At 67.2% G+C, this 16,344-nt stretch carries 15 protein-coding genes and 1 pseudogene; 10 read left to right on the forward strand and 6 right to left on the reverse strand.

Annotated elements, in window-relative coordinates; all coding sequences use genetic code 11:
• From AC5Y6Y_RS25095 to AC5Y6Y_RS25105, 3 genes and pseudogenes are all read left to right on the forward strand, one after another.
• A pseudogene (locus tag AC5Y6Y_RS25095) lies at positions 1-674 on the forward strand (hypothetical protein); the annotation flags it as partial.
• A gap of 58 nt (positions 675-732) precedes the next feature.
• Positions 733-996, forward strand: coding sequence for a hypothetical protein (locus AC5Y6Y_RS25100; protein ID WP_499930788.1), 264 nt, complete (start codon positions 733-735; stop codon positions 994-996).
• Positions 997-1,049: 53 nt separating this feature from the next.
• Complete coding sequence (locus AC5Y6Y_RS25105) at positions 1,050-2,132, forward strand: methyltransferase (protein WP_499930746.1); 1,083 nt, start codon at positions 1,050-1,052, stop codon at positions 2,130-2,132.
• An 83-nt stretch (positions 2,133-2,215) separates the two neighbouring features.
• Here the strand turns inward: AC5Y6Y_RS25105 and coaA are convergent, their stop codons facing one another.
• Positions 2,216-3,154: a type I pantothenate kinase gene (gene coaA, locus AC5Y6Y_RS25110; RefSeq protein ID WP_463828824.1), complete on the reverse strand. Its 939-nt coding sequence runs from the start codon at positions 3,152-3,154 to the stop codon at positions 2,216-2,218.
• Between the two features lie 114 nt (positions 3,155-3,268).
• On the opposite strand from coaA, the gene glyA reads away from it, so the two are divergent.
• The 5 genes from glyA to AC5Y6Y_RS25135 all read left to right on the forward strand — a co-directional run bounded on the left by glyA (position 3,269) and on the right by AC5Y6Y_RS25135 (position 9,461).
• Entirely contained in the window at positions 3,269-4,558 is a 1,290-nt protein-coding gene (glyA, locus tag AC5Y6Y_RS25115) for a serine hydroxymethyltransferase (RefSeq protein ID WP_463828859.1), read from the forward strand.
• A 111-nt stretch (positions 4,559-4,669) separates the two neighbouring features.
• A complete protein-coding gene (locus AC5Y6Y_RS25120; RefSeq protein WP_499927876.1) occupies positions 4,670-5,497 on the forward strand; it encodes an acyl-ACP desaturase in 828 nt (275 codons plus the stop codon).
• 252 nt (positions 5,498-5,749) lie between these two features.
• Positions 5,750-7,051, forward strand: coding sequence for an RNA 5'-3' helicase PhoH2 (phoH2, locus tag AC5Y6Y_RS25125; protein ID WP_499930748.1), 1,302 nt, complete (start codon positions 5,750-5,752; stop codon positions 7,049-7,051).
• Positions 7,052-7,090: 39 nt separating this feature from the next.
• Positions 7,091-7,966 carry a polysaccharide deacetylase family protein gene (locus AC5Y6Y_RS25130; protein ID WP_463828828.1) on the forward strand — a complete coding sequence of 292 codons (876 nt, stop codon included), beginning with the start codon at positions 7,091-7,093 and terminating at the stop codon, positions 7,964-7,966.
• A gap of 55 nt (positions 7,967-8,021) precedes the next feature.
• Positions 8,022-9,461: an adenylate/guanylate cyclase domain-containing protein gene (locus tag AC5Y6Y_RS25135; protein ID WP_463828860.1), complete on the forward strand. Its 1,440-nt coding sequence runs from the start codon at positions 8,022-8,024 to the stop codon at positions 9,459-9,461.
• Between the two features lie 7 nt (positions 9,462-9,468).
• Here the strand turns inward: AC5Y6Y_RS25135 and AC5Y6Y_RS25140 are convergent, their stop codons facing one another.
• From AC5Y6Y_RS25140 to glpX, 3 genes are all read right to left on the reverse strand, one after another.
• Complete coding sequence (locus AC5Y6Y_RS25140) at positions 9,469-10,434, reverse strand: hypothetical protein (RefSeq protein WP_499927873.1); 966 nt, start codon at positions 10,432-10,434, stop codon at positions 9,469-9,471.
• A 94-nt stretch (positions 10,435-10,528) separates the two neighbouring features.
• On the reverse strand, positions 10,529-11,944 hold the full coding sequence (locus AC5Y6Y_RS25145; RefSeq protein ID WP_463828830.1) for a class II fumarate hydratase: 1,416 nt from the start codon (positions 11,942-11,944) through the stop codon (positions 10,529-10,531).
• Between the two features lie 24 nt (positions 11,945-11,968).
• Positions 11,969-13,051, reverse strand: coding sequence for a class II fructose-bisphosphatase (gene glpX, locus AC5Y6Y_RS25150; RefSeq protein ID WP_463828831.1), 1,083 nt, complete (start codon positions 13,049-13,051; stop codon positions 11,969-11,971).
• Positions 13,052-13,104: 53 nt separating this feature from the next.
• On the opposite strand from glpX, the gene AC5Y6Y_RS25155 reads away from it, so the two are divergent.
• Together AC5Y6Y_RS25155 and AC5Y6Y_RS25160 are read left to right on the forward strand one after the other, a co-directional pair.
• Positions 13,105-13,746, forward strand: coding sequence for a DUF4245 domain-containing protein (locus AC5Y6Y_RS25155; RefSeq protein ID WP_499927871.1), 642 nt, complete (start codon positions 13,105-13,107; stop codon positions 13,744-13,746).
• 13 nt (positions 13,747-13,759) lie between these two features.
• Complete coding sequence (locus AC5Y6Y_RS25160) at positions 13,760-14,557, forward strand: dienelactone hydrolase family protein (protein WP_499930750.1); 798 nt, start codon at positions 13,760-13,762, stop codon at positions 14,555-14,557.
• A 159-nt stretch (positions 14,558-14,716) separates the two neighbouring features.
• Here the strand turns inward: AC5Y6Y_RS25160 and AC5Y6Y_RS25165 are convergent, their stop codons facing one another.
• On the reverse strand, positions 14,717-15,154 hold the full coding sequence (locus AC5Y6Y_RS25165; protein ID WP_499930752.1) for an NUDIX domain-containing protein: 438 nt from the start codon (positions 15,152-15,154) through the stop codon (positions 14,717-14,719).
• Positions 15,154-16,293: an AI-2E family transporter gene (locus AC5Y6Y_RS25170; protein ID WP_499930754.1), complete on the reverse strand. Its 1,140-nt coding sequence runs from the start codon at positions 16,291-16,293 to the stop codon at positions 15,154-15,156. The genes AC5Y6Y_RS25165 and AC5Y6Y_RS25170 overlap by 1 nt, the downstream gene beginning before the upstream one ends.
• Positions 16,294-16,344: the final 51 nt, after the last annotated feature.

The following is a 16,344-nucleotide window of genomic DNA, read 5'->3' on the forward strand; positions in this document are numbered from 1 at the left end:
GGGTGGAAGGAGCTACCATCCCGATCAACTTCCCGGCGATTCCGATCGATCTGGTGGCGGCTACCAACGTGGCCATCCCCATCACCGGATTCTTCTACCCGATCACCATTCAACCGATCCCTCAGTTCGGCATCCCAGTCGACGTCTCGATTCAAGTTCTCTTCACTTTCACTTTCGAGGGAACCCTCCTGTCCCCGGTGGTGGACCCCATCGTCATCAACCCGATCGTCCTGAAGGACCTCATGGTCGGGGCGAATATCCAGATCCCCATCGACATGACACTGCTGGGCCAACTCAACCTCACGGCACCGGGCCTGCTCGGTATCGGGAACTCTTCCGGGTCGCTGTCGTCGGGTTTCTTCAACGGCAGTTCCAGTGGTACGTCCGGGTTCTTCAACTCCAGCGATCTGAGTTCGGGTTTCGCCAATGCCAACGGGGCGTTGACGTCGGGTTGGTACAACTCCGGTTCGTTGCTGTCGGGTTGGCAGAACCTGGGCGAGGCGATGTCGGGCATCGCCAACACCAGCGATGTGGCCGGGGCCGCGTTGATGTCTGGCGTCGGCAACATCGGCAGCCAGGTCTCCGGTTTCCTGCACGGCCAGATGAGTGCGCTGCAACAGGCGCTGGCAGCCATTTCGCCGTTCCGGGCGAGCCTCGTCACCACCACCACGTAGCGGCGTAGGCCGGCTGCTGACGCAGCGATGGCAAGTTGGCCGTGCCAAACTAGGTTGCATGGCTGCGTTGTCGGTGGCGGTGTGCCCACCGAGCGGGTGGCTGGGTCGGTATTTGCTGGGCCGCGATCCGCGTAAGCCCGTGCCGGTGCTGGCCTCAGCCGGGCTGTGCGGCTTCGCGGCAGGTCTGGATCCGGCCGCACGCCAGGCAGGGCAGTGGCTGGTCACCGAGGTGCCGCAGCGCTCGCTGCGCAACTGGCAGTATGCGGCGGCGAAGCTGATCGCCGCCGATCTGCGCGGCCGGGTCCCCGTTTCCAACGACTGACCGTCGTCGCCCGAAGCCCGACTGCGCTTACGCGCGCAAGGAAAGGACATCCCATGCCCAAACTTCCCCCGCCCAGAGTTGTTCAGCTGATCGACACCGCGCGCCATCATCTGGCCGCGCTGCACCGCCGCATGGTGCCGCCGCCGGTCGCGATGATGGAGATGGTCTCCAACGCGTGGGTGTCCCAGGCCATCGTCGCGGCGGCCGAACTCGGCATCGCCGACGCGCTCGCCGACGGGCCGCTGACGGCCCAGGAATTGGCGACCGCGGTCGACGCCGATCCCGATGCCGTGGCCCGCCTGCTCAGGGCGCTGATCAGCAGGGGCGTGTTCCGGCAGCGCCGCGATGGTCGGTATGACCTGACTCCACTGGCCGGCACGCTGCGCCGGGACGCCGAGGTGCCGCTCACCGGCTGGGCCCGCTGGCTGGGGTCGCCTCAGCACCGGGAGCACTGGAGCCATCTGACCGACGCGATCCGTACCGGCCGATCCGTCATACCGGCGCTGCGCGGCAAGCCGGCGTTCGAGTACCTCGCCGCTGAGCCGGAACTCGGCGAGATCTTCAACCAGGCGATGACCGGCGGATCGGCGTTGTCGATCGGCCCGGTGATCGCCGCCTACGACTTCAGCGCGTTCGCCACCATCGTCGACGTCGGCGGTGGGCACGGCCGCCTGCTGGCGGAAATACTGGCGGCTACCCCGACCGCGCGCGGGGTGTTGTTCGACCAACCGCAGGTGGTGGCGGGGGCCCCGGCCGTGCTGACCGAACGCGGTGTGGCCGACCGCATCGAGGTAGTCGAGGGGTCGTTCTTCGAGTCGGTCCCGGCCGGGGGAGACGCGTACGTCCTCAAAAGCGTGATCCACGACTGGCCCGACGACGACGCGGTGCGGATCCTGCGCAACGTGCGGGCGGCGGCGGAAGTGGGCAGCCACCTGCTGCTGATCGAGTTTGTGATCCCCGAACACCACCGGGAATTCGTAGGCAATTGGTTGGACCTCGAGATGCTGCTCGCCCTCGACGCGCGGGAACGAACGGCAGCGGAATTCGAGCGGCTGTTCGACCGTGCCGGCTACCGGTTGCGCCGGGTGGTGGTGACCGCCTCGCCGTTCAGCGTGCTCGAAGCGCAGGCGGTCTAGGACGAATCGCGCTGACGTTGCGCCCTGGGCGACTAAGTGCGGCTGCCCGCCGCCCGCACCGCAGAGCCGACGCGGGGCCGCCGTCAGAGCTTGCGCAGCCGGAGCCGGTTGATCGAGTGATCGGCGTCCTTGCGCAACACCAACGTGGCGCGGGGCCGGGTCGGCAGGATGTTCTCGATGAGGTTGGGCCGGTTGATCGAGCGCCAGATTTCCTTGGCGGCGACCACGGCCTGCGGGTCCGACAGCGCCGCGTAGTGATGGAAGTGCGATTCCGGGTTCGCGAACGACGTGCTGCGCATCGCCAGGAACCGCGAGACGTACCACTGTTCGATGTCCTCGATCCGGGCGTCGACATACAGCGAGAAGTCGAACAGGTCCGACACCATCAGCGTCGGACCGGTCTGCAACACGTTCAGACCCTCGAGGATCAGGATGTCGGGGTGGCGGACCACGTGTTTGGCACCCGGGATGATGTCGTAATGCAGGTGCGAATACACCGGGGCGCAGGCGGCCTCCGAACCGGACTTCACCGAAGTGACGAACCGCATCAGCGCGCGACGGTTGTAGCTTTCGGGAAACCCTTTGCGGTGCATCAGGTTTCGTCGATCGAGTTCGGCGTTGGGGTAGAGGAAGCCGTCGGTGGTCACCAGGTCCACCCGGGGATGGTGATCCCAGCGGGCCAGTAGTGCCTGCAGCACCCGGGCGGTGGTCGATTTGCCGACGGCCACACTGCCGGCCACTCCGATGATGAACGGCACCGGACGGTTCGGGTTCTGCTGCTGTTCGCCCAGGAACTCCGCGGTAGCCGCGAACAGTCGTTGACGGGCCGCGACCTGCAGGTGGATCAGCCGGGCCAGCGGAAGGTAGACCTCTTCGACCTCCAACAGGTCGATCTGCTCACCGAGGCCGCGCAACCCGATCAGCTCTTCTTCGGTGAGGGCCAACGGGGTGGCCATCCGGAGCGCGCGCCACTGCCGTCGGTCGAACTCGACATACGGGCTCGGCTCGCTCGGCCGCGGCATTGGCCTATTTTTGCAGCAACGTCAGCGGGCCTCACGGGTGGGCCGGTCAAATATGCGCTGGATAGACTGACCACCGTGACTGCCGCACCTGACGCCCGCGTTTCCTCCCATGTGATGTCCGCCCCGCTGGCCGAGGTCGACCCCGACATCGCAGAGCTGCTGGGCAAGGAACTCGGGCGCCAACGCGACACCCTCGAGATGATCGCCTCGGAGAACTTCGTGCCGCGTTCGGTGTTGCAGGCCCAGGGCAGCGTGCTGACCAACAAGTACGCCGAGGGGCTGCCCGGGCGGCGCTACTACGGCGGCTGTGAATACGTCGACGTCGTGGAGAACATCGCCCGCGACCGGGCCAAGGCGCTGTTCGGTGCCGACTTCGCCAATGTGCAACCGCACTCGGGCGCACAGGCCAACGCTGCGGTGCTGCACGCCCTGATGGCGCCCGGCGAGCGGCTGCTGGGCCTGGACCTGGCCAACGGCGGCCACCTGACCCACGGCATGCGCCTGAACTTCTCCGGCAAGTTGTACGAGAACGCCTTCTACGGTGTAGACCCGACCACCCACCTGGTCGACATGGACGTGGTGCGGGCCCAAGCGCTCGAGTTCCGCCCGAAGGTGATCATTGCCGGCTGGTCCGCCTACCCGCGGGTGCTGGATTTCGCCGCGTTCCGGTCCATCGCCGACGAGGTCGGCGCCAAGTTGTGGGTGGACATGGCGCACTTCGCCGGTCTGGTCGCCGCGGGTCTGCACCCCTCGCCGGTGCCGCACGCCGACGTGGTGTCCACCACGATTCACAAGACGCTCGGCGGTGGCCGGTCCGGGATGATCGTGGGCAAGCAGGAGTACGCCAAGGCGATCAACTCCGCGGTGTTCCCCGGCCAGCAGGGTGGGCCGCTGATGCACATCATCGCCGGCAAGGCGGTCGCGCTGAAGATCGCCGGCACCCCGGAGTTCGCCGAACGTCAGCAGCGCACGTTGTCCGGCGCCCGGATCCTGGCTGAGCGGCTGCTGGCCGACGATGTCGCCAGTGCCGGTGTCTCGGTGGTCAGCGGCGGCACCGATGTCCATTTGGTGCTGGTCGACCTGCGCAATTCGCCGCTGGACGGCCAGGCCGCCGAGGACCTGCTGCACGAGGTGGGTATCACCGTCAACCGCAACGCCGTCCCCAATGACCCGCGACCGCCGATGGTGACGTCGGGCTTGCGGATCGGAACCCCCGCGTTGGCGACCCGCGGCTTCGGTGACGCCGAGTTCGCCGAAGTCGCCGACATCATTGCGGCGGCGCTGGCGGCCGGCACCTCGGCCTCCGAGGGGCAGGTGGCCGGGCTGCGGGAGCGGGTGACGCGGCTGGCCCGCGAGTTCCCGTTGTACGACGGCCTCGAAGACTGGAGCCTGGTCGGCCGCTGAGCCGGGAGCCGGAACAGCCCCGAAAACGGGTGCTCTGCGCCTGTCGCGGGTGGTGGCGATCACGGCGCGTCAAATTTGAAAGCGTCTGTGTATGCGAGTTACAGTTACCGCATGGCACAGAAACCTGTCGCTAATGCGCTGACGCTGGAACTCGAACCCGTGGTCGAAGCCCTCCACGATCGCCACCTCAGCACAGAGGACCTGTGGTTCGCCCACGACTACGTACCGTTCGACCGCGGTGAGAACTTCGCGTTCCTCGGTGGGCGCGACTGGGATCCCTCTCAGGCCACGCTGCCCCGGCCGCTGATCGACGCCTGCGAGATCCTGCTGCTCACGAAGGACAATCTGGCCGCCCATCACCGCGAGCTCATCGACCACTTCATCCTCGAGGACTACTGGGGCCGGTGGTTGGGTCGCTGGACCGCCGAGGAACACCACCACGCAATCGCTTTGCGCCAGTACCTGGTGGTCACGCGCGAGATGGACCCGACAGCCAACGAGCAGGCCCGCGTCCAGTACGTGACGAAGGGCTACCGCGCCGAAACCTACTCGCAGGTCGAGACGTTGGTGTACATGGCCTTCGTGGAACGTTCCTACGCCACGTTCTGCCGCAACCTGGCCGCCCGGATCGAGGAGCCCATCCTGGCCGGCCTGATCGACCGGATCGCCCGAGACGAAGCGCGGCACGAGGAATTCTGGGCCAGCCTGGTCACCCACCTGTTGGGTTACACCCACGACGAGACGATCACGGCGATCGCCACGTGTGCGGCCGAGCTTCAGGTGCCCGGTGCCGACATCGACGCCTACCGGGACAAGCTGCAGAACGTGGCCGACGCCGGCATCTACGACGAGGCGCAGTTGCAGCAGGTGATCTCCGAGCGCATCAGCGCCTGGGGTCTGGCCGACGAGCCGGCGCTGCACCAATTCGTCACGGACTGACGAGCAATTCGGCACTGATCAACCGGTTTCCGGTGTCTCGGCGCGCCTGCACTGCGGCGGTGCAGCCACCGGAGTAGCGTCGCTTCCGATGGCCAGCGATCTGCTCTGCTGCCAGGGCGGCACTCCCGGTTCCTGCACCGGTCATTGCACCGGTCGTTGGAAAGGCAGGACCGGCCCCGGTCCTGGTGCCGCGGCCCCCGCCGACACGCTCGAGTGGGTCCGCCCGGGCGTCATTCGCTCGAGGAGCGCCCCGTGACCGAAACCCGGACGTACGTGCTCGACACCTCCGTGCTGCTCTCCGACCCGTGGGCATGCAGCCGGTTCGCCGAGCACGAGGTGGTGGTTCCGCTGGTTGTGATCAGCGAACTGGAAGCCAAGCGCCATCACCATGAGCTGGGTTGGTTCGCCCGTCAGGCATTGCGGTTATTCGACGATCTGCGGTTGGAGCACGGCCGGCTCGATCAGCCGATTCCGGTTGGTGCACAAGGCGGTTCGCTACACGTCGAGCTCAATCACACCGACCCGGCGGTGTTGCCCGCCGGTTTCCGGACCGACAGCAACGACTCCCGGATCTTGAGCTGCGCCGCCAACCTCGCTGCCGAGGGCAAGCGAGTCACGTTGGTGAGCAAGGACATTCCGCTTCGGGTCAAGGCGGCCGCCGTCGGTCTGCCGGCCGACGAGTATCACGCGCAGGACGTCGTCGTCTCCGGTTGGTCGGGGATGCGCGAGATCGAGACGGCCACCGAGGACATCGACGCGTTGTTCGCCGACGGTGAGATCGACCTGGGTGAGGCCCGGGACCTGCCGTGTCACACTGGAATTCGGTTGCTCGGCGGTACCTCGCACGCGCTGGGCCGGGTCACCCCGGCCAAGCGGGTTCAGTTGGTCCGCGGCGACCGGGAGGTGTTCGGGCTGCGTGGCCGTTCCGCTGAGCAGCGGGTGGCCCTGGACCTGCTGCTCGACGAGTCGGTGGGCATCGTGTCCCTGGGCGGCAAGGCCGGGACCGGCAAATCGGCGCTGGCGCTGTGTGCCGGGCTGGAAGCCGTGCTGGAGCGCCGCACCCAGCGCAAAGTGGTCGTGTTCCGTCCGCTCTACGCCGTGGGCGGCCAGGAACTCGGTTATCTGCCGGGCAGCGAGAGCGACAAGATGGGGCCCTGGGCGCAGGCCGTCTTCGACACCCTCGAAGGGCTGGCCAGCCCGGCGGTGCTGGAGGAGGTGCTGTCCCGCGGCATGCTCGAGGTGTTGCCGCTGACCCATATCCGGGGCCGGTCGCTGCACGACTCGTTCGTGATCGTCGACGAAGCCCAGTCGTTGGAACGCAACGTGCTGCTGACCGTGTTGTCCCGGTTGGGCACCGGGTCCCGCGTGGTGCTCACCCACGACATCGCTCAACGCGACAACCTGCGGGTCGGCCGCCACGATGGGGTCGCCGCGGTGATCGAAAAGCTCAAAGGTCACCCGCTGTTCGCCCACATCACGCTGCTGCGCAGCGAGCGTTCGCCGATCGCGGCGCTGGTCACCGAGATGCTCGAGGAGATCGCCGGGCCGCACTGACGGCGCTGTCGCCGGGCGGCGGTTCGGTAAACTGCCTGCGTGCCGAAACGACCCGACAACCAGGCCTGGCGCTACGGGCGCATGGTCTTCGGCGTCGTTGCCGCGGTGGTCATCCTGGTGATCGGTGGTTTGACCGGCCACGTCACGCGCGCCGACAGCCTGAACTGCTCGATCGTCAAGTGCATCGCCCTGACCTTCGACGACGGGCCGTCCCCCTACACCGACCGGCTGTTGCAAATCCTGCGGAACGACGACGCCCGGGCCACGTTCTTCCTGATCGGCAACAAAGTGGCAGCCAATCCTGGCGGCGCGAGACGCATCGCCGACGCGGGCATGGAGATCGGCAGCCACACCTGGGAACACCCCAACATGACGTCCATCCCGCCCGAGGCGATCGCCAGCCAGTTCACCCGCGCCAACGACGCGATCGCCGCCGCGACGGGCCGTCGGCCCACCCTCTACCGGCCGGCAGGCGGCCTGTCGAATGCGCAGGTGCGTCAGACCGCCGCGCAACTGGGCATGGCCGAGATCCTCTGGGACGTCATTCCCTTCGACTGGGCCAACGACGCCAACACCGCGGCAACCCGCCAGGTGCTGATGGCCCAGATCAAACCGGGCTCGGTGGTGTTGTTCCACGACACCTACTCGAGCACCGTCGACCTCGTCTACCAGTTCATCCCGGTGCTCAAGGCCAATGGCTACCACTTGGTGACGGTCAGCGAAATGCTCGGGCCCCGCGCCCCCGGCAGCAGTTACGGCAGCCGGGAGAACGGGCCGCCGGTGCACACCTTGCGCGATATCCCGGCAGTCCAGGTGCCGCCGCTGCCCAACACTCCCTCGCCCAAGCCGATGCCCAATCTGCCGATCACCGATATTCCGGGGCAGAACTCGGGCGGGCCGAACAACGGTGGTTGAGGGTAAGCAGGCGCCGAAGTCCGCGGTGCGGCTCTCGTTTCGGTACGCAACCGACCTGGCGTTGGCCTATCTGCTGGCCGTCGCCGACGCCGCCGCGATCCTGATCCCGCTGCGCGGTCACACGCCGGGCATCGCCAGCGCCGACTTCGCCGAGAAGAATACCGGTCTGGTGGTGCTGCTGGTGTTGCTGGCAACCTGCGGGGTCGCGATCGGCGGTGCCGCGATCATCGCCCCGACGCTGCGCTGGTATGCCCCGGGCCACGAACCCACCCCCGAGCAGCGCGAGGCCGCGATGAAGATCGCGGGCCGCCAGTCGCTGCTGATGGCCGCGGCCTACACGGCGTGCGGCGTGATCCTGATCCTGCTGAACCTCAGTGGCGGAGCAGCGCTGATCGTGCCCATCGCGATCGGAGTGGTGATCGGCGCCGCCGCCGCCGCAGGCACCGGCCTGCTGCTGGCGCAGCGCACCCTGCGGCCGATCATGGGTGTCGCCACCCGGGGTTGCGAGCCGCGCCTGGCCGTACCGGGCGTGTTCGCCCGGATGGTCCTGCTGTGGTTTCTGGTCAGCGCGCTGCCCATCGGCGTGATCGCAACGGTCGTCGCCCTGCGCTCGGCGGGGTGGCTCATCGACTCATCGGCCGCCCTGGACGTGCCGGTGCTGGTGGTGGCGATGGCAGCGCTGGTCCTCGGACTGCCGACGATGATCCTGACGTCCCGCTCGATCTCGGATCCGCTCGGCGAGGTTGCCGACGCGATGGGCGAGATCGAGCACGGTCACATGGCCACCTACGTCGGGGTCTACGAGCGCTCCCAGATCGGGCGGCTGCAGAGCGGCTTCAACCGGATGGTCGCCGGCCTGGAGGAACGCGAGCGGATCCGCGACCTGTTCGGCCGCCACGTGGGAGCCGACGTGGCCCGCCGGGCGCTGGAGGAAGGTACCTCCCTGTCCGGTGACGTGGTGGAGGCGGCGGTCCTCTACATCGACCTGGTCGGCTCCACCCGGCTCGCGGAAAACCTGCCGCCGCAAGAGGTTGCCGAGTTACTCAACGATTTCTTCCGCATCGTGGTGGACACCGTGGACGAATATCGGGGACTGATCAACAAATTCGAAGGTGACGCGGCCCTGGTGATCTTCGGTGCTCCGTTGCGCACCGACGAGCCGGCGTCGGACGCGCTGGCCACGGCGCGCGCGCTGGCCCGCAAGCTGCGCCGACTTCCCTTGGTGGACTTCGGCATCGGGGTGTCGGCGGGCCGGATGTTCGCCGGCAACATCGGTGCGGAGAACCGGTACGAATACACCGTGATCGGCGACGCCGTCAACGAAGCCGCCCGGCTGGCCGACCTCGCCAAGACCTCCGAACGGCGAATCCTGTGCTCGGGTGCCGCGATCGAGCGCGCCGGCGCAGAGCGCAACTGCTGGGCCGAGTGCTACTCCACGGTGTTGCGGGGCCGCTCCGAACCCACCCGTGTCTCGGCGCCGACCAGCATCGACTAGCGCCCGGCTACTTGCGCGAAACCTTCAGTGCCGCGATGACACTGTCGACAACGGCTTGCGACGCCGAGTCACCGATCGGGACGGCGGCGAAGAAGACGGTGACCGGTTTGGTGTCGACCGCGATGACCGTGACCGTGTCGCCCTTGACGCCGCGCGTGGTGTCGGCGATCGAGATGTCGGCCTGCACGCGGGCCGCCTTCACCCCGTCGACCGTCGTCGACGACGTCGTCTTGGGTCCCAGCGTCGGCGAAACCTGGTTGTAGCCGGGACCATTGGCCAGGCAGTCCAACAGCTTGCCGGCCTGCGCGCTGACGTCCATGCTGGTCACGAAGTTCGTCACGGCCACTTCGACCTGCATCATCCACTGGCTGCCGCCGGGCACTTCGCGGCCCAGGCCCACCGCGTCGATCAGATTCGGATTCTGATCGTCGATGAACGGCGCCCACCCTGGTGCCGCGCTGGCGGGGAACGACAATTTGCCTGCACTCACCGTGTCACCGGTGGGCTTGGCGCCGCCGGACACGTTGGAGGCGCAGTCCGTTGCGGTCTGCTGGCCGCTGCCCGGGCCCGAGGGGGCCTCGGTGCTGGTGCTGGTCGACGACGCGGTCGAGGCGGGGTCATTGCCGCTGTTGAGCGATGCCACGAAGATCACCACCAGGATGATGACGCCCACCAGTGCGATGCCGGCGACGATCAGCCATGGCAGCTTCGAGTTACGCGGCGGCGGCCCCGGCGGGTAACCGCCCGGACCCCAGCCCGGCGGCACCTGCTGGCCGGGCTGCGCATACTGCTGCGGTGGGTAACCCGGGGCGCCCCAACCGTCGGTGCCGTGCTGCGCAGGGGGTGGGTAACCGTAGGGCTCACCCTGTGTCGGGGGCTGGCCCTGCGGCGGTCCACCCCAATAGGGTTGCTGCCCATAAGGATTCGGTGCGTAAGGATCCTGGCCGTAAGGGCCGCCGGGAGGCACCGTCATAGGTCAACCACTCTCATTCTCGTTATCCGCCTTCCCCGCGGCGACCACGGACCAGCGTCACCGATTATCCGGGGGACGCGGCAGCTCTGCTCGTTCAGTCGATCGGTTCGACTTTGGCCATCGCCAACACGTCGAGTCGGCGATCCAGTTCCTCTTCGGACAGCTTGTCGCCGATCAGGCCGCGATCAATGACAGTCTGGCGGATGGTCTTGCGTTCTTTGAGCGCCTGCTTGGCCACCGCGGCGGCCTCCTCGTAGCCGATGGCCGAGTTCAGCGGCGTCACGATCGACGGCGACGATTCGGCCAGTTCGCGCAGCCGTTCTTCGTTGGCGACCAGTCCGGTGATGCAGCGCTCGGCGAACAACCTGGAGACGTTGGTCAACAGCTTGAACGACTCCAGGATGTTGCGGGCCATCATCGGGATATAGACGTTGAGTTCGAACGCGCCCGACAACCCGCCGACCGCCACGGCGGCGTCGTTGCCGATCACCTGCGCCGCGACCTGCGTAACCGCCTCCGGCAGCACCGGATTCACCTTGCCCGGCATGATCGAGCTACCCGGCTGCAGGTCGGGCAGCTGGATCTCGCCCAACCCGGTCAGCGGGCCGGACCCCATCCAGCGGATGTCGTTGGCGATCTTGGTCAACGACACCGCGATGGTGCGCAACGCGCCGGAAGCCTCCACCAACCCGTCGCGCGCTGCCTGCGCCTCGAAAGAGTTTGACGCCGTGCGCAACTCGGATATGCCGGTCTTTTCCACCAGCACCGCGACCACCTTCACGCCGAATCCTTCGGGGGCGTTGAGCCCGGTTCCGACCGCGGTGCCGCCGATGGCCAGTTCGCCCAGCCGGGGGAGGCACCCGCGCACTCTTTCGATACCGGCCTCGATCTGGCGGGCGTATCCGCTGAACTCCTGGCCCAGCGTCACCGGAACGGCGTCCATCAGGTGCGTCCGACCCGACTTGACCACTGTCTGCCACTCCAAAGCCTTGGCCGCCAACGCATCCTGCAGCACCTGCAGCGCCGGGATGAGATGACTCACCGCGGCTTCGGTGGCCGCGATGTGGGTGGCGGTCGGGAAAGTGTCGTTGGACGACTGTGACATGTTGACGTCGTCGTTGGGATGCACCGTCACGCCGTTGCCGGCTGCGATGCTGGCGATCACTTCGTTGGTGTTCATGTTCGAGCTGGTGCCCGAACCGGTCTGGAAGACGTCGATCGGGAACTGATCGTCGTGCTGGCCGTCGGCGATCTCGTTGGCGGCGGCGATGATCGCGTCGGCCTTCTCCGGTGCCAGCAAGTCCAGGTCCTTGTTCACCTGGGCGCACGCTCCCTTGAGCAACCCGAGCGCGCGGATCTGGGCGCGCTCGAGCCCGCGCCCGGAGATCGGGAAGTTTTCTACCGCCCGCTGAGTCTGGGCGCGCCACAACGCCTTTGCCGGCACCCGGACTTCACCCATGGTGTCGTGCTCGATGCGGTAGTCGCCGTCGTTGCTGGCGGAGTCGGCCATAAGTCAGATCCTCACTGAGAGTGGTTACGGCAGGGGATAGGCGGCGTTGGTGTCGCCGGTGAAGTCGATTGCGGAATATTCGTTGAGCTTGGACAACCGGTGGTAGGCCTCGATCATGCGCACGGTGCCGGACTTGGACCGCATCACGATCGACTGGGTGGTGCAGCCGCCCGGCTGATACCGCACGCCCTTGAGCAGGTCGCCGTCGGTGACTCCGGTGGCGCAGAAGAAGACGTTCTCGCCGGACACCAGGTCCTCGGTGGTCAGCACCCGCTCCACGTCGTGGCCGGCGTCCAGCGCCTTGCGACGTTCGGCGTCGTCCCTGGGCGCCAGCTGTGCCTGGATCGCCCCGCCCATGCAGCGGATCGCGGCGGCGGTGATGATCCCTTCGGGCGTGCCGCCGATGCCGGCCAGCATGTCGGTGCCGGAGCCGGGCCGGCACGCCGAGATCGCGCCGGCGACGTCGCCGTCGGTGATCAGCCGGATGCGGGCGCCGGTGTCGCGGACATCGGCGATCAACTGTGCGTGCCGGGGGCGGTCCAGGATGCACACGGTCATGTCGGCCGCCAGCAGTCCCTTGACCTTCGCGACTGCGCGGACGTTCTCACCGATCGGTGCGGTGATGTCCAGCACGTGTGCGGCCTCGGGCCCCACGGCGATCTTGTTCATGTAGAACACCGCCGACGGGTCGAACATGGCGTAGCGGTCGGCCACCGCCAGCACCGAAATGGCGTTGGGCATGCCTTTGCTCATCAGGGTGGTGCCGTCGATCGGGTCGACGGCGAAGTCGCACTCCGGTCCGTCGCCGTTGCCGACTTCTTCGCCGTTGTAGAGCATCGGCGCTTCGTCTTTCTCGCCCTCGCCGATCACCACGACGCCGCGCATCGACACCGAATTCACCAGCTCGCGGATGGCGTCGACCGCGGCGCCGTCGCCACCCTCCTTGTCGCCGCGCCCCACCCACCGGCCTGCGGCCATCGCGCCCGCCTCGGTGACCCGGACCAGCTCCATGGCCAAGTTGCGGTCGGGAGCTTCACCACGGGGCGGTCGGGCGGCCGACGGGCTTGCAACGGCGCTGTGCGGCGCGCCGGATCCCTGTGCAGTCATGGCGCGATTGTCCCAGAAGCGGAACGCCGGGCTGGAGCTGGGATACTCGGGGAGTGACCACTGAGCCGCAACCGACCCCCAAGCCGGCCAAGCCGCGGTTGCTGCAGGACGGTCGTGACATGTTCTGGTCGCTGGCCCCGCTGGTGGTGGGCTGCATTTTGCTGGCGGGCATGGTGGGGATGTGTTCGATCTCCCCCGGCGGCCCCAACCGGGGCACGGTCCCGTCCTATGACGCGGCCACCGCGTTGCGGGCCGACGCGGCCACGCTGGGCTTCCCGATCCGCCTGCCGCAACTGCCGGGCGGCTGGCGACCCAATTCGGGCGGCCGGGGCGGTATCGACGGCGGTCGCACCGATCACGACGAGCACCTGCACGCGGCGACGTCGACCGTGGGCTACCTCAGCCCGACCGGGATGTATCTGAGCCTGACCCAGAGCAACGCCGACGAAGACAAGCTGGTCGGTTCCATCCATTCGGGCATGTACCCGCGGGGCGTCGAGAACATCGCCGGGACCAGCTGGGTGGTCTACCAGGGCGCGGACCGCGACGGTGCCGTCGAGCCGGTGTGGACCACTCGCCTGGCCAGCCCGGCCGGCCCCACGCAGATCGCGATCACCGGCGCCGGCAGCCCCGACGAGTTCCGTACGCTGGCTGCCGCGACGCAAGCGCAGCAGCCGCTGGCCGCTACCCGATAGAAGGGCACCCCGGATGACCGCACCCGAAGCAGATCTGTCCGGCTGGTCGGCGGCGCCGTTCACCGCCGCCGGCTACACCCACGACGTGTACCGCAAGGGGTCGGGTCCCGGGGTGGTGCTGATCCCGGAGATGCCGGGCATCCATCCCGGCGTGCTCGGGTTGGGAAATCATCTGGTGGACAACGGGTTCACCGTCGCCATCCCGTCGCTCTTCGGCCGTCCCGGCCGAAAGATATCGATCCCCTATGTCCTGGCCGAGATCAGCCGGGGTTGTGTGGCAAAGGAATTCGCCGCGATGGCCACCAACAAGGAGCGGCCGGTATCGCTGTTCCTGCGGGCGCTGGCCCGCGATCTGAACGCCGCGACGCCCGGCAAGGGAGTCGGGGTGATCGGGCAGTGCTTCACCGGTGGGTTCGCGCTGGCCGCCGCCGTCGATGACAGTGTGTTGGCCCCGGTGCTCAGCCAGCCGTCGGTGCCGTTTCCGCTGACCGGCAAGCATCGCCGCGACCCCGGGCTCAGCGAGTCCGAACTTAGTGTCGTCGCCGATCGCTGCGCCAACGATGGCTTGTGCGCAATGGGACTGCGGTTCAGCGCGGACGCGATGGCACCGGGTGAGCGGTTCAAGACGCTCAAGGCACGTCTGGGTGACGCCTTCGAGGTGATCGAAATCGATTCCGGCCCCGGCAACGAGCACGGGTTCAGCCGGATGGCGCACTCGGTGCTCACCGACCAGGTCCGTGAGATCGACGGTCAACCCGCCTTCGAGGCGCGCAAGCGGGTGGTCGAGTTCCTCACCGAGCGGCTCACTTAGCCTGCTGAACTCATGCCGCGGGTGTTGAGCACCCCGAATTGAATTGCGGCTCACGACAGCTTTTTGGCGCCCGTTGTTGGGTGGCCGATGTCCGGGGAGTCGGCGGCCGAGTGGTGCAACTCAAGGACGCTGCGGCGCCCCGGTCACGCTGATGTGGGCTTACCCGAACAGCGACATCGGATGGATGAACGCCCCCTCGAGCACCTCGCGGGCGAGGTTGGCGACTTCGGCCCCGCGCAGCGGCAGGCGGGCCATCTCCTCAACGGTGAACCACGCCGCGCCCAGGGACTCGTCATCGGGCACCGACTTCGGCGGAGTGTCATCAGCTGGGTGGGCCACGAAAATGACACGCATCCGGGCGTTGCCCGGCAGGGGCGTGTGCTGAATCCGCAGCACCCCGTCCAGCACGATGTCGATGCCGGCCTCCTCCCGCGTCTCGCGGCGCGCCGCGATGGCAAAGGTCTCGCCCGGCTCGACCCGTCCGGCTGGCAAATACCAGAGTTGGCCGTGTTTGCGTTCATGCACCAACAGGAACCGTCGGCCCAGCCGAACCAGCACCAAGGAGAAGTTCCACGTCGGGATGGGTTCGCGCGCCATCAAGCCCCGTCCCTCTGGTGTGTATTCTTCTGGCGCCCAAACCACTTGCGCTGCACCGGTTTATCGTGCACCGGTTTGAGTTCGACACCCTTGTAGACCGCAAGGTAGACATCGATGGTGGTGACGATGACGATCATCAGAACCGGGCCGATGATGATGCCCCACGGACCGAACATCCTGATCCCGGCGAACACCGAGAGCAGCATCAGCGCCGAGTTCAGCCGGGCATCACGCGGCACCAGCACCGGCCGCAGGAAGTTGTCGATGTTGGTGACCACGATCAGGTGGAACAGGACCACGAACAGCCCGCCGCCGATGTGTCCGAAGAAGCACATCCCGATGCCGAACGGTATGGTCACGATCCCGCCGCCGAGCGGAATGATCGACAACGCCGTCAGCAAGATCGCGAAGATGAAGAAGCCCTGGTGGAATCCGGCCAGGTAGATCGACGCGGCGCCGGCGACACCCTGGCAGAGGGCGATCACGAACTGCCCGTTGACGGTGCCGCGCACCATCGACCCCATCTTCTGCAGATACAGGTCGGTGACTTCTTCGCCGAGCGGGTTGAGCTGGGCGATCAGGTTCCGGATCTTCTCCCGGTGCACCAGCAGCGCGACGAACACGTACAGAAAAATGATCGCCGACGTGATGGTGCCGGCCAGACTGCCTGCCGTGTTCTGCAGCACGTTCAGTAGCCAGTGGCCCGCGTTCTGTGCGACCGAGACCATCGACTTGCGCAGGTTCTCCGCCGTGAGCGTGACGTGCACGAACGGCACCCGGCCGAGCAACTCGTTGACCAGGTGCAACGTCTTGTCGCCCAGCGTGCTCAGGTCGGTCGATTTGACCCACTCGGCAACCGAGTCGACCATCCGGGCGATCTGCACAACGGCCAGGCTCACCAGCAGACTCAGCGGCACGATCACAATCGCCAGCGCGGACAGCAGGGTACAGGTGGCGGACAGCCCGGTGTTGAGGCGCTTGTTGAACCACTCGAAGAGCGGGGCGAACAGGTAAGCCCCGACGGCGGCCACCACCACGAGGACGAAATAGCTGCGCAGAAAGTACAAACCGAACAACACCGCGAGGATCGTGACGATAGCAAGCGCGCGCTTCTGGGTAAGCGTGAATTCGGTGTTCATGCCCTGACCGAGACCGCCCTCCGCGGGTATGTTGAGCGCGCTCCGTAACCT

Source organism: Mycobacterium sp. NGS24 (genome assembly GCF_059813065.1).

Excerpts from the sequence above, each read along its gene's own strand:
- AC5Y6Y_RS25170 (WP_499930754.1), bottom strand. The coding sequence starts at position 16,293 with ATGAACACCGAATTCACGCTTACCCAGAAGCGCGCGCTTGCTATCGTC.
- AC5Y6Y_RS25140 (WP_499927873.1), bottom strand. The coding sequence starts at position 10,434 with ATGACGGTGCCTCCCGGCGGCCCTTACGGCCAGGATCCTTACGCACCG.
- AC5Y6Y_RS25145 (WP_463828830.1), bottom strand. The coding sequence starts at position 11,944 with ATGGCCGACTCCGCCAGCAACGACGGCGACTACCGCATCGAGCACGAC.
- AC5Y6Y_RS25160 (WP_499930750.1), top strand. The coding sequence starts at position 13,760 with ATGACCGCACCCGAAGCAGATCTGTCCGGCTGGTCGGCGGCGCCGTTC.
- coaA (WP_463828824.1), bottom strand. The coding sequence starts at position 3,154 with ATGCCGCGGCCGAGCGAGCCGAGCCCGTATGTCGAGTTCGACCGACGG.
- glyA (WP_463828859.1), top strand. The coding sequence starts at position 3,269 with ATGTCCGCCCCGCTGGCCGAGGTCGACCCCGACATCGCAGAGCTGCTG.
- AC5Y6Y_RS25105 (WP_499930746.1), top strand. The coding sequence starts at position 1,050 with ATGCCCAAACTTCCCCCGCCCAGAGTTGTTCAGCTGATCGACACCGCG.
- AC5Y6Y_RS25120 (WP_499927876.1), top strand. The coding sequence starts at position 4,670 with ATGGCACAGAAACCTGTCGCTAATGCGCTGACGCTGGAACTCGAACCC.
- AC5Y6Y_RS25100 (WP_499930788.1), top strand. The coding sequence starts at position 733 with ATGGCTGCGTTGTCGGTGGCGGTGTGCCCACCGAGCGGGTGGCTGGGT.
- glpX (WP_463828831.1), bottom strand. The coding sequence starts at position 13,051 with ATGACTGCACAGGGATCCGGCGCGCCGCACAGCGCCGTTGCAAGCCCG.
- AC5Y6Y_RS25165 (WP_499930752.1), bottom strand. The coding sequence starts at position 15,154 with ATGGCGCGCGAACCCATCCCGACGTGGAACTTCTCCTTGGTGCTGGTT.